Source organism: Cellulomonas marina, from assembly GCF_900111925.1.
GTDB classification, from domain to species: Bacteria; Actinomycetota; Actinomycetes; order Actinomycetales; family Cellulomonadaceae; genus Cellulomonas; species Cellulomonas marina.
In genome coordinates this window covers 1-12,023 of record NZ_FOKA01000007.1, presented here as the reverse complement: position 1 = coordinate 12,023, position 12,023 = coordinate 1, and the positions used below count along the sequence as shown (strand labels likewise).

The 12,023-nt window shown below is 74.3% G+C and carries 11 protein-coding genes; 4 read left to right on the top strand and 7 right to left on the bottom strand.

Annotated features, from left to right (window positions below; genetic code table 11):
• Window position 1: 1 nt before the first annotated feature.
• Entirely contained in the window at window positions 2–3,436 is a 3,435-nt protein-coding gene (locus BM048_RS08930) for an ATP-binding cassette domain-containing protein (RefSeq protein WP_090032718.1), read from the bottom strand.
• Between the two features lie 211 nt (window positions 3,437–3,647).
• Between BM048_RS08930 and BM048_RS08925 the strand changes: the two genes are divergently transcribed.
• Complete coding sequence (locus BM048_RS08925) at window positions 3,648–5,057, top strand: MFS transporter (RefSeq protein WP_090032518.1); 1,410 nt, start codon at window positions 3,648–3,650, stop codon at window positions 5,055–5,057.
• A gap of 61 nt (window positions 5,058–5,118) precedes the next feature.
• On the opposite strand, the gene BM048_RS08920 is transcribed toward BM048_RS08925, so the two are convergent.
• Together BM048_RS08920 and BM048_RS08915 are read right to left on the bottom strand one after the other, a co-directional pair.
• Window positions 5,119–6,087, bottom strand: coding sequence for an SDR family oxidoreductase (locus tag BM048_RS08920; protein WP_090032517.1), 969 nt, complete (start codon window positions 6,085–6,087; stop codon window positions 5,119–5,121).
• 73 nt (window positions 6,088–6,160) lie between these two features.
• A complete protein-coding gene (locus BM048_RS08915) occupies window positions 6,161–7,000 on the bottom strand; it encodes a DUF3159 domain-containing protein (RefSeq protein ID WP_090032515.1) in 840 nt (279 codons plus the stop codon).
• Window positions 7,001–7,236: 236 nt separating this feature from the next.
• Here BM048_RS08915 and BM048_RS08910 point away from each other — a divergent pair, with 236 nt between their 5' ends.
• On the top strand, window positions 7,237–8,076 hold the full coding sequence (locus BM048_RS08910; protein ID WP_090032514.1) for a helix-turn-helix transcriptional regulator: 840 nt from the start codon (window positions 7,237–7,239) through the stop codon (window positions 8,074–8,076).
• A gap of 88 nt (window positions 8,077–8,164) precedes the next feature.
• Here the strand turns inward: BM048_RS08910 and BM048_RS08905 are convergent, their stop codons facing one another.
• The 4 genes from BM048_RS08905 to BM048_RS08890 form a co-directional block, all read right to left on the bottom strand.
• Entirely contained in the window at window positions 8,165–9,211 is a 1,047-nt protein-coding gene (locus BM048_RS08905; RefSeq protein ID WP_203708900.1) for an Abi family protein, read from the bottom strand.
• A gap of 118 nt (window positions 9,212–9,329) precedes the next feature.
• A complete protein-coding gene (locus tag BM048_RS08900) occupies window positions 9,330–10,262 on the bottom strand; it encodes an HIT domain-containing protein (protein WP_090032510.1) in 933 nt (310 codons plus the stop codon).
• A complete protein-coding gene (locus tag BM048_RS08895; RefSeq protein WP_090032508.1) occupies window positions 10,232–10,717 on the bottom strand; it encodes a TIR domain-containing protein in 486 nt (161 codons plus the stop codon). Before BM048_RS08895 ends, BM048_RS08900 begins: the two co-directional genes overlap by 31 nt.
• A 124-nt stretch (window positions 10,718–10,841) precedes the next feature.
• Complete coding sequence (locus BM048_RS08890; RefSeq protein WP_090032506.1) at window positions 10,842–11,276, bottom strand: hypothetical protein; 435 nt, start codon at window positions 11,274–11,276, stop codon at window positions 10,842–10,844.
• Window positions 11,277–11,332: 56 nt separating this feature from the next.
• On the opposite strand from BM048_RS08890, the gene BM048_RS08885 reads away from it, so the two are divergent.
• Together BM048_RS08885 and BM048_RS08880 are read left to right on the top strand one after the other, a co-directional pair.
• Complete coding sequence (locus BM048_RS08885; protein WP_139224387.1) at window positions 11,333–11,587, top strand: hypothetical protein; 255 nt, start codon at window positions 11,333–11,335, stop codon at window positions 11,585–11,587.
• Window positions 11,588–11,646: 59 nt separating this feature from the next.
• Window positions 11,647–12,023, top strand: a 377-nt coding sequence (locus BM048_RS08880) for a transposase (RefSeq protein WP_175499425.1), incomplete at its 3' end; no start/stop codon positions are given.

Here is a 12,023-nt window from a genome sequence, read left to right as displayed (position 1 = left end):
CTCAGCCGGCCAGGTGGCCCCAGCTCTCCCGCAGCTCGTCCCACGGGCCGCTGGCCGCCACGCGGCCCTCGTCGAGCACGACCACCCGGTCGGCGCGGGCCAGCGCCGCCCCCTTGGTCGAGGCGCCCACGACCGTCAGGCCACGGGCCCGCAGCCCGTCCCACAGCTCGAGCTCCGTGCGCGCGTCCAGCGCCGAGGACACGTCGTCGGCGACGAGCAGCTCGGCGCCCGTCGCGCGGGCACGGGCCAGCGCGAGGCGCTGCACCTGCCCGCCCGACAGCCGCACCCCGCGGTGCCCGACGAGGGCCTCGTGCCCGCCGGCCGCCGCGACGTCGCTGCCCAGCCGCGCGTCGTCGAGCGCCTCCCGCCACGGCCGGTCGTGGTCGAGGTGGACGTTGGCGGCGAAGGACCCGGACAGCACGCGGGGCACCTGGCCGACGTAGGCGACCTGACCGGGACGCAGGAACGTCTGCGCGTCGTCGACCGGCTGCCCGTTCCACCGCACGGTGCCCTCGTGGTCGACGAGGCCCGCCAGCGCCGCGAGCAGGCTCGACTTGCCGGAGCCCACGCGTCCGACGAGGAGCACGAGCTCCCCGGCGTCCACCGTGAGGTCGACGTCGGTCACTCCGACGGTCCCGTCGTCGTGCACGGCCGTCAGGCCCTCGAGCTCCAGCCGCCGCAGCGGGACGCGCGGCGGCGCGTCCGGCCCCAGCGCTGTGCCGGCCACGAGGTCGACGCCCGTCGGCAGGCGCATGAGGTCCGCGGACCCGGCGAGCTCGGCCGTCGCGGCCAGCCAGCGCCGGGCGACCGGGGCCTCGGTGATGGCGGCCGCCGCCACGGTCCCGAACCAGCCCGAGCCGCTCACCGCGGTGGTGACCAGCAGCGCCGTGGCCAGGTCCCAGGTGCCGACCAGGTGCAGCCCCCAGCCCACGACGATCCCGGCCTGCACCAGGAGCGGCGGGATCCCCTCGAGCGCGGCCCGCACCCGCAGCTCGCGCACCGACGCGGCGACCCGGCGGGCGTCGACGCGGTGCAGGTGCGCCTCGGCCGGCCCGACCGCGGCGGCGAGCTTGAGCGTGCGTGCGCAGTCCAGGACGGAGGCCAGGGCGTGCCCGAAACGCGCGCGCTCGTCGCCCGCCAGCCGCGCCGTCCGCCCCGCCACCGGCGCACCGGCCGCGGAGATCGCAGCGGAGAGCACGAGCACCCCGCCGACGACGGCCGCCGCGAGCACGCTGCCGCTGAGCAGGCCCGTGACCAGCACGACGAGCAGGCCGTTGACGACGTCGACCCAGCGGTCGACGTAGAGGACCATGCGCTCGCTGTCGAGCACGCGCGCCACCGCCTCGCCCGGCGGCACGCGCGGCAGCCGGTGCTGCCGCGTCTGGCCGACCAGCACCGACAGCCGTGACTGCAGCGTGACGGCCTGCCACCACACGAAGTACCGCTTCACGGCGAAGGCCAGCGCCAGCGGGGCCACCAGCACCCCGACGGCCAGCGCCCAGGCCACCCCCCACGGCTCGCCGCCGTCCTGCAGCGACGCCGCGAGCCGTCCCCAGAGCCACCCCGTCACCGCCCCGGAGACGCCGAGCAGCATGATCGCGAGGAAGCCCACGTCGCCCAGCAGGCCCCAGCGCTTGTAGGAGCCGATCATCCGCAGGACCGTGCGCGCCAGCGACGGGCGGGGCACGGCCGGCGCGGGCCGCGGCTCGCGGCGCTCCACGCGGGCGGTCAGCGGGGCCGGCGGCTGGGCCCGGCCCGTGGCCCCGGCCGCGACGAGCAGGTCGCGGAACGGCCCGGGCGTGGTGGCCAGGTCCGCGCGCGGCCCGTGCTGCGCCACCCGGCCCGCGTCCAGCACCGCGACGGCGTCGCAGCGCCGCGTCGTCGACAGCCGGTGCGCGACGACCACGCCCGTCCGTCCGTGCAGCAGCCGGTCGGCCGCGCGGGTGACGAGCTCCTCGGTCTGCGGGTCCATGCGCGCCGTCGCCTCGTCGAGCACCACGACCTGCACGTCGCGGACCAGCAGCCGGGCGAACGCGACCAGCTGCTCCTCGCCGGCGGAGAGGGTGGTGCCGCCCGGTCCGAGCGGCGTCGCGAGCCCGTCGGGCAGCGACGCGACCCAGTCCGTCAGGCCGAGGGCCTCGACCGCCCCCTCGACGACGCCAGGTGCCACGTCGGCCAGGAGCGTGATGTTCTCGGCCAGCGAGGCGGCCAGGATCTCCGTCCGCTGGGTGACGACGCCGACCGCCCGCCGCAGGTCCTCCACGTCGGTCGCCGCGACGTCCTGCCCTCCGACGAAGACCGTGCCCGGGGGCGGCTCCACCGCGCGCGAGAGCAGGCGCACGAGCGTCGACTTGCCCGCACCCGTCCGCCCGACGAGCGCGCAGCTCGTCCCCGCCGGCACGTGCAGGTCCACCCCGCGCAGCGCGAAACCGCCGGGGTACGTGAACGTGAGGTCCCGCAGCTCGAGGTCCACGGGCCCGGCCGGCACCGGCGCGCCGCCCGTGGGCTCGGGCTCCGCGGTCAGCAGCGTGTCGATGCGCTGCAGGGCGCCGAGCCCTGCCTGCACCTCGGGGAGCTGGTCCGCGACGCGCCCGAGCTGCCCGACGAACGACGTCACGAGCAGCCACAGCGTCACGAGCTCGGCCACGCCGAGGCGACCCCGCGCCACCAGCGCCACGCCGCCGATCGCGAGCGCCGCGACCAGCGCGTGCAGCACGGTCCCCGTCAGCCCGGCGACGAGCGCCGACGCCGACGACACCGACCGCACCCGGGTCAGCACCTCGGACGCGCGCTGCGCGTACTGCCGCACGACGTGCGGCTGCCCCAGCGAGGACCGCACGTCGTCCCGCGCCGCCACGGCCTCCTCGAGCTGCGCCGAGTGCGCGGACCACGCCACCTCCTCGGCCACCTTGCGCCCGGCGACGACCCGCGTCAGCGGCCGGGCCACCGCCAGCGCCGCGGCGGCGACCAGCGGGAAGACCACCCACGCCGGTGCCCACGTCAGCCCCGCGACGACCCAGGCGAGCACGGCCCGCAGGCAGGCCCGCCCGACCTCCCACCCCGTCCGCCGGGCCAGGGCGCCGAGCTGGCGCGGGTCGTCGTCGACGCGGTCCAGCACCTCCCCGACCGCCTGCTCGTCGAGCACGGGCAGCGGCTGCCGGAGCGCCGCGGCCAGCAGGTCCCGGCGCAGCCCGCCCTCCGCCCGCGCGATGACGCCCGCGAAGGCCGTCCGCCCCGCCGTGTCGAGCAGGACCGCGCTGCCGACGAGCACGGCCAGCACGGTCAGCGCCGCCGCGGTCGGCCCCTCCGCCAGCCGCCCGGCGACCACCGTGCCGACGGTCTCGGCCGCCGCGGCGACGGCCGCGGCCAGCACGGCCAGCGTCGTCGTCGGGCCGGCGAGCCGGCGCCAGGGGGACGGGTGGAGGGCGGGGCGCATGGGACCTCTGTCGTCGAGCGGGGGAGCGGTGCTGCCATGGTGGCAGCCGCCGCCGACACGGCACGACGTGTTCAGCGACGGCCGCTCGGCTCGTCCCGGCTCGTCCCGGCTCGTCCGGGCTCGCCCGATGAGTCCCGGCCCCAGCGCCGGTCGGCAGGTGTGGGCGCGGCGGCAGGGGGCCGCCGCGGCCGCTCGACCCAGGAGGCCCCGCATGACCGACGCCCACCCGCCCGCCGACGGCCGCGACCCCGCCGTCGGCCCTGCCGACCCGGCCGGCCCCGCCGACCCGGCCGACGCGGCCGACCCGGCCGACCCCGCCGACCGGCCCGGCTGGAGGCGCGACGTCACGCTCTTCCTGTCGGGCCAGACGGCGTCGCTGCTCGGCTCGATGCTCGTGCAGTACGCGATCATGTGGCACCTGACGCTGGAGACGCGCTCGGGCACGGTCATGGCGGTGTACGCCGTCGTCGGTTTCCTGCCGCAGGCCGTGGTGTCCGTGTTCGGCGGCGTGTGGGCGGACCGGCTGGACCGGAGGCTGCTGATCGTCGCCGCGGACGCCACCATCGCGGCCACGACGCTGGCACTCGCGCTGCTCATGCTGTCCGGCTACCGCGAGCTGTGGCTGCTCTACCTCGTCTCGGCGGTCCGGTCGGCGGGCGCCGGGATCCAGACGCCGGCGGTCGGCGCCCTCCTGCCGCAGATCACGCCGGCGCGCCACCTGCTGCGCGTCAACGGCATCAACGGCACGATCCAGTCCGCGATGATGCTCGTCGCCCCCGCCGCGGCGGCCGGGATCTACGCGAGCGCGTCCATCGAGGCGATCTTCTTCGTCGACGTCGTCACCGCCCTCGTCGGGATCGGCCTGCTGCTGCTCGTCCCCGTGCCGCGGATCGTGCGCACCGACCAGGTCGCGGGCGTGCGCGGCTACGTCGACGACCTCGTCGGCGGCGTGCGCTACGTCGCGCGGACGCCGTTCGTGCGCTGGGTGCTCGGGCTCTGGGGCGTGGTCTTCCTGCTCATCGTGGCCCCGTCGTTCCTCACGCCGCTGATGATCGTGCGCACCTTCGGCGACGAGGTGTGGAAGCTGACCGTCAACGAGCTCGCCTTCAGCGTCGGCATGCTGCTCGGCGGGATCGTCATCTCCTGGTGGGGCGGCGGCGAGGGCGGTGGAGGGCGGTTCGGGAACCGGGGGCCGCGGGACCGCGTCGCCCTCGTCATGGGCACCACGGCGGTGTTCGGCGTCCTCAACGTGGGCCTGGGCCTGTCGCCCACCCTGTGGCTGTTCTTCGCCTTCATGTTCCTCATCGGGCTCGGCGTGCCGTTCTTCTCCACGCCGACGATGACCGTGCTGCAGGAGACGGTCCCGCCCGAGAAGCAGGGACGGGTCTTCGGCTTCGTCGGGATCGTCATGGCGGTCGCGATGCCGGTCGGCATGGCCGTGTTCGGCCCCCTGGCCGACCGCGTGAGCGTCGAGGTGCTCCTCGTCGCGGCGGGTCTGGCGCTGCTCGTCGTCGTCGGGCTGGCGACGGCCGCGCCGTCCGGCCGGCGCCTCCTGCAGGAGGGCGCGCCCACGCCCGACGACGAGCCCGCCCCCGCGCCGGCCGGTGCACGGGACGCCTGACCGGACGCACGCCGACGCCCCTCCCGCCGCGGGACCGCCGCGGCCGGAGGGGCGCCGGAGGTCAGGCCGCGAGGACGGCCCCGTCGGGCGACAGCGGGACCCCGACGAGCCGCTCCGACACCCGCCAGACGCGCTCGGCGTCCTGCGGGTCCCGCAGGGGTCGGTACAGCGCCTGCTCGGCGGGGGCGCCGCCCATGTGCCCGGGACCCGACGGGCCGTAGAGCCGGCCGCCCTGCGCCTGCGGGGAGGTCGCGGCGAGCAGCGCGGGCTCCGCGGCGGTCTCGGGCGTGCCGAGCAGGACGCCGGCGCGGGACAGCCGACGGATGACCGCGATCTGCGGCGTGTCCCGGTCCCGGCCGATCTCCGGCCGCGCGGTGAGCAGGCTCGTCGGCGCGACGCCCGGGTGCGACAGGTTGCTCGTGATCCCCCAGCCCCCCGCGCGGCTGCGGCGGTCGAGCTCGAGCCCGAACAGGCCCATCGCGACCTTGGAGCGCCCGTACGCGCGCCGGCCGTCGTAGGTGCCCTCCTCGTTGAGGTCGTCCCAGCCCATCGCGCCGCCGCGCGCGGCGACGCTGATCTGCGAGGTCACGCGGGCACGCCCCGCGACGAGCAGCGGCAGCAGGTGCGCGACGAGCGCGACGTGCCCCAGGTGGTTCGTGCCGAGCTGCAGCTCGAAGCCGTCGGCGGTCGTCGAGCGCTCGGGCGGCGTCATGACGCCGGCGTTGTTGACGAGCAGGTGGACCGGGCGGCCGTCCGCCCGCAGCGCCGCGCCAAGAGCGGCCACCGACCGCAGCGACGACAGCTCGAGGTCGTGCAGCGTGACCTGCGCGCCGGGGTGCTCGCGGCGGATGGCGGCCGCCGCGGCCTCCCCCTTCGCGCGGTTGCGGACGGGCAGGACCAGCTCGGCCCCGGCGGCGGCGAGGCGTCGGGCGATGACGAGGCCGATCCCGTCGCTCCCGCCGGTGAGGACGGCGCGGCGGCCGGACAGGTCGGGGACGGTGAACGGGGTGTGGCGGGACGTGCGGGTCATGGCGGTACCTCTCGGTGTGCTGGGGCGGGTGGTGGTGCCGTGCGTGGCGGGTGTCGTCCTCGTCGGGACGGCGTCAGGCACGGACGGGGACGGGGGCGGGGACGGGGACGGCGACGGGCGCGCCCGGCAGCGTCCCGACGACGCGGCGGGCGGCGACGAGGGTCACGGCGAAGTGGACGGCGAACGCGCTGGTCGCGACGACCTGCAGCGCCGCGAGGGCCGCGGGCTCGTCGGCCAGGTACAGGGCGACCCGGGCGACGAGGTTGCCGACCGCCATCGTCAGCCCGACGAGCGAGGCGACCGTGTGGACCCGGCGCAGGGCGCGGTGCCGGTACCAGTCGCGCGGGCTGCCGGACAGCCTCCCGATCATGAGCCCGGTCAGCGGCCGACCGGCGGCGAACGCGACGAGGTACGCCAGGACGAACACGACGGGCAGCGCCATCGTCGGCAGGAAGAAGGCCCGCGCCTCGCCCGCCAGCGCCGCGACGCCCGCGCACGCGCCGGCGACGAGGAGCCCCGCCACGGCCGCGCCCGGCGACTCGCGGCGGGCCAGGCGCAGGCCGGCGGCGAGCACGGCCGTCACCCCCAGGGCGGCGAGGGCCGGCCCGAGGCCGGCCGCGGCGTCGACCGCGACGAAGGCGACGGTGGGGGCGGTCCCGGCGACGAGGCCGACGGGTCCGCCGAGGCGCTCGAGGGCCCGCCGGCGGGCGAGCCCGACGGTCGACAGCACGACGGGCTCGGGCAGCCCGAGGAGCTGGCGGACCAGCGCGCTGGTGCCGGGGCCGTGCGTGGTGCCGGTGCTGTTGCCGGTGCTGTTGCCGGTGCCGTCGCCGGTGCCAGGGGTAATCCCGGGAGCGGCGGTCGCCCCCGGCGCGCTCGCGGGCCGGTGTGCGGTGGCAGGTGGGTGGCTCATGCGTCCTCCTCGGTCGGGGTGCCTGCGGTGCCACCACCCTCCGGCGGCCCGGGAGGGGCAACCAGGGCCTGCCGATCCGCCCCTGGGCCGCGGACGCCCGCCCGGGTCCTGGCGGCGGGCGCACCGCAGCGGGGGATCGTCAGGCCGTGGCTCGCTCGTCGGCGGCGCGGTACGAAAGGGCGCGACGGCCCGTCCCCGCACGAGGACCGGCCCCGACGAGGCGGAGGCGCGAGGCGATGATCGACCGACCAGGGCTGGCGGGGTTCCTGCGCAGCCGCAGGCACGCGCTGCAGCCGCAGGACGTCGGGCTGCCGCGCGGCGCCCGACGCCGGACGGAGGGGCTGCGCCGCGAGGAGGTGGCGGCGCTGTGCCACATGTCGACCGACTACTACGCGCGCCTCGAGCGCGAGCGCGGCCCGCAGCCGTCGGAGCAGATGGTGGCCTCGATCGCGCAGGGTCTGCACCTGACGCTCGACGAGCGCGACCACCTCTTCCGCCTCGCGGGGCACCGGCCGCCCGTCCGGGGGTCGCTCGGCGAGCACGTCGGCCCGGGGCTGCTGCGGATCCTCGACCGGCTCGTCGACACGCCCGCCGAGGTCGTCACGGAGCTGGGCGAGACGCTGCGCCAGACGCCGCTCGGCGTCGCCCTCACCGGCGACCAGTCCCGGTTCACGGGACCCGACCGCAGCCTGGGCTACCGGTGGTTCACCGACCCCGCCGCCCGGTCGTTGTACCGCCCCCAGGACCACGCGTCGCTGTCGCGGCTCTACGCCTCCCACCTGCGCCAGCTGGTCACGCTGCGCGGCCCCGGCTCACGGGCGGCGCAGCTGGCGGACCTGGCCCTGGCCCGCAGCGAGGAGCTGCGCACCCTGTGGGAGCGGCACGAGGTCGGGGTCCGGCCCGACGACGTCAAGCACTTCGTGCACCCGCAGGTCGGCCCGCTCGAGCTGCAGTGCCAGACGCTCCTGGACCCCGAGCAGTCGCACCGCCTGCTCGTCTACACCGCCGTCCCGGGCAGCGAGAGCCACGAACGGCTGCAGCTGCTCGCCGTCGTGGGGGCACAGCCCGTGGGGTGAGCGCTGCTGTAGGAACTCATCGCACCTGTCCCCGAGGCGGTCCCCTGACCTGCGGATGGACAGGTCAGTGAGATCGCTGCCGTCTCACCTACTTGTCCGAATCCTCGCGTCGGTGTTCGAACTCGTGCCGGACACTGCTGTCGGTGGACCACGCGGACAGGTCGCGCCACGAATGAGGGAACCCCATCTCTGCCTCGGTGCGGTCAGCCGGCAGTTGTCCGACGAGTGCTGCCATGCGGCCGGCCCAGTCGTCGCCCGGGTGGATGCGCCTAGTGAGCAGGGACAGGATCGCGAGCGTGGGGTAGAGCCTCGACGTCGCGCCGGATCGGCTGATGTGGCTGAGCTCCGAGAAGGGGCGCAGCTTGCTCGGGCTGAGCCGCTCCGTGACGTTGACGTTCCAGAGCCGACCGTGGTGCGCGCAGACGTTCCGGATGTACGTGATGTTCTTTAGCCAGTCCTTGAGGGCTCCGCTGTTGCCGGCGCCGGAGGCATCGAACAGGTCGAGTGCGGCCGCGACCTCGTCGCGATCGCGCTGCAGCATGCCGGCGTAGAGCATCGAGAGCCCCCCGAAGTCGAGGATCTCGGTGACGACCCATACGGGCAGGGGCGGCCCGTATTTCGCCTGAAAGTGCTTCACAAAGTCGGCTTTGGAGCGTCGTTCTTCGTCGGCGCGACGTTTGAGCCAGGTGGCGTGGTCTGAGCTCATCCAGTGCGCGAGAGCGGGTGGTCGGCTCGGCGCCTTGCCGGCGAACTCATCTGACATCGCCTCGGGGTCGGCGTGCGCGAACGCTCCGCGCCGTCCGAGGACATGGCCGACGTGGAACCGCACTGCAACCTCGACGCGCTCGATGCCATCGAGGACCAGCAGCCTGAGCTTGCGGTCGTACTCGTACAGGTCGGTGACCATCGTGAGCGTGGTCCCCGGGACGAAGGTGTCCAGGATCTCGCGAGGTCCGTCGGCCGGCTTGCGGCTCTCGCGGAAGGGATACCAGTAGCCGCTCAGCCGGTAGTAGCCGACTCGTCGCAGCCACGCCACGGCGTCCGCGCGGTCACCGAGGTCGAGGCCGCGCGTCTGGAGCAGATCGAGTTGCTCATCGACCGTGAGGTACGGCTTCTCGTAGGGCACGAAGGTCACGGACAAAGAGAACCAGCCTCCCCCCTCGAGAACGAGGCGGAAGGCTGGGCGTGTTGGAGAGAGGATACGTCGAGAGTGCGCGGACGCGCAACGGCGATCGCTCCCAGACGTTGGTGCTTCATCGTGAGCTTGTAACGAGGCCCCAGACCACCAGGGCGAGACCGATCGACAGCATCGGGCCATGGACAAGCGCGATGGACCACGACCGGAACTGGTCCCAGCCGGGCCAGTAGTCGCGTCGCGCCCCGGTGGGCGCAGCGAGCGTGGGGTTCATCGCAAACTGCGGAATCGGGTCGCCTGCGGCGACGCAGTCGTACAGGCGACGGAACGCCTGCTCCTGCTTGAGGTAGTTCGCGTCCAGGACGGCGAAGATCATCACAGCGGCCGCCCCCAGCGCCGCTACACCCCATGAGCGCTGGATTGCTGCGTAGCCGTAGGCGGCCGTCACTATCGGCAAGAGCCAGGTCTTCACGTTCGCCGACGCCGTCGACATCCGGGTGATCGTTGACTGGATGAACTCGAGGTGCTGGCGGCGATCCTCCGGCGAGATCGTGTCGGGACCGCGGCTATGAGTTTGAGGTGCTGCGCTGCCGCTCTGCAGCCCCACACGAGCGGCCACAGCGCGGCGCGTCTCGTCGAGGGCAACGCCAGACTCGGCGGCCCGACGGGGCCAACGCAACGTCACACGATCGCGTCGCGTGCGAGGGACGACATGAACGTGCACGTGCTCGACGGTCTGTGTCGCGACGGCGCCGTTCGACTGCACGATGTTCATGCCGTCGGGGTGCACGGCTTCGCGCACTGCGTCTGCCACCAGCAGGACGGTCCGGGCGAGCTGCCCACCCTCTTCGGGCGTCAGGTCCCAGACCGAAGGGGCGTGGCGCTTCGGCACCACCAGCGTGTGGCCGCGGGTCGCCGGCCGATCGGGGAAGAACGCGATGGTGTGCTGGTCCTCGTAGACGACCCGCGCATCGGGCACCCGGGCCGCCGCGATCTGGCAGAACGGGCAACCGGGCGATGTCACTTGCGAACCACTCCCATCGTCGACCACGTGACGAGGCTGTCTGCGAGCCGAGTGTACGTCGCCTTCGAGTCGATCCGCCCGAGGTAGTCGCGCTGGGTCGGGTCGAAGAGCGGGATGCGCGAGGCGGGGAGGCCGGCGGCGTCGAACGGATTCGGTCCGGCGGAGTCGACCGACCCGAAGGACGAGAGGCCGTGGATCGCGATCCCCAGGAGCGGACGCTTGTCTGCCCACGCCTTGTTGATCTCGTACTGGACCCAGTCGCGAGACGCCGTCTCGCGTCCGACGAGAACGATGACTGCCTTCTTGTACTTCATCTGCTCGTCGATCCACTCGGCAACGGCGGCCGTGCCCCGTCGACGCACCGACTCCCACGCCTGTGGTGTCAGGAGCGGCTGGCCTTCAAGCGCGTTGATGTTCTGCACGAGCTGCACGCGGTTGACGTCGCGCTCGTAGTGGAAGCTGTAGAAGACGGACGATGCCACTCGAGACTCTCCCTCTTGCCGATGGTGGCTCGAGCCTGCCACGGACCACCGACACGACGGCACCACGAAGGCTCCCGTTCCGTTTGTAATCCTTTGCAATCGGCCGTGCGGGCATGCGTCCCGCTCAGGAAGCTGGCCACTGGCGCGGCCGGGACACTGCCGCCTCGTGGAGGCGTGATCGAACCGCGCGCAGGGACGGCTTCGTGTCGAGGTGGCGGTAGTCGACGTAGGTGTGCCCGGTCGGCAGTCCCTCGTCGCCGTCCGAGTCGTCCACCGCGCGGGTGCCGGCCGTCGTGATCTCCGCGACCGTCACGCCCCACGTCCCGGCGGTCTGGCCGCCGCGTGAGCGGCGTTCCTCGTAGGCGAGCTCCGCGCTTGCCTTGGCCGAGCGCGCACCCGAGATCTTGCCGTCGTCGCCGGTGGACTCGCAGAACATCTGGACCGACGGGACCCCGCCGTCGAGGTAGCTGGGGTGGCACTGCCGCCAGTAGAACTCGTCGTCGTGGTCGAGCTCGATCTCGTGCGGCTCGAGCGCCACGTAGCCGTTCGTCGTGGTCACGATGCTCCACCCAGCAGGTCGGCGACGATGCGTGCGGTGGCGTATGTCTCGACCCCGTGGACGGTGTCCTCGTTGCCGTCGACGTGGAGCACGAAGACTTCCTGAACGCGGTCGAGAAGCAGGACCTCGACCCGTGGGCCTGGCCCGTGCCATTCGAGCTGCACACCGCCAGCCGGCGTCGGGTAGATGCGCGGCAACGAGACGTGGAACTCGGTGAGCGCTGCCAGGAGAGCGCGAGCGGCCTGGAGCGACTCGCGTTCGATCGGCGCACCCTCGCCGTCGAGCCATCCGGCCTCGGGTCTGTCAGATGAACGGTGGGCGGGGGTCGGCCTGACGCGCCGGGCGGGTGCTTGGCGGGGAAGCAGGCGGCATGACCGAGACGATCGAGCCCATGGTGCTCGACGACGAGGAGAAGAAGGAGCTCGCCCAGCGGCTGGTCGCCCAGGCGCGTGAGGCCGGCATCGACCTGGTGGGCCCAGACGGGCTGCTGGCCGGGTTGACCAAGCAGGTCCTAGAGACCGCGCTGGAGGAGGAGCTGACCGACCACCTGGGCTATCCGGCCGGCGACCGGGCCACGAAGGCCGGCACCAACGAACGCAACGGGACGAGGACCAAGAGGGTCATCACCGAGATCGGTCCGGTGCAGATCGACGTCCCGCGCGATCGGGAGGGCACCTTCGAGCCCGCGATCGTCAAGAAGCGTCAGCGGCGGCTGGACGGCGTGGACGAGCTCGTGCTCTCGCTCAC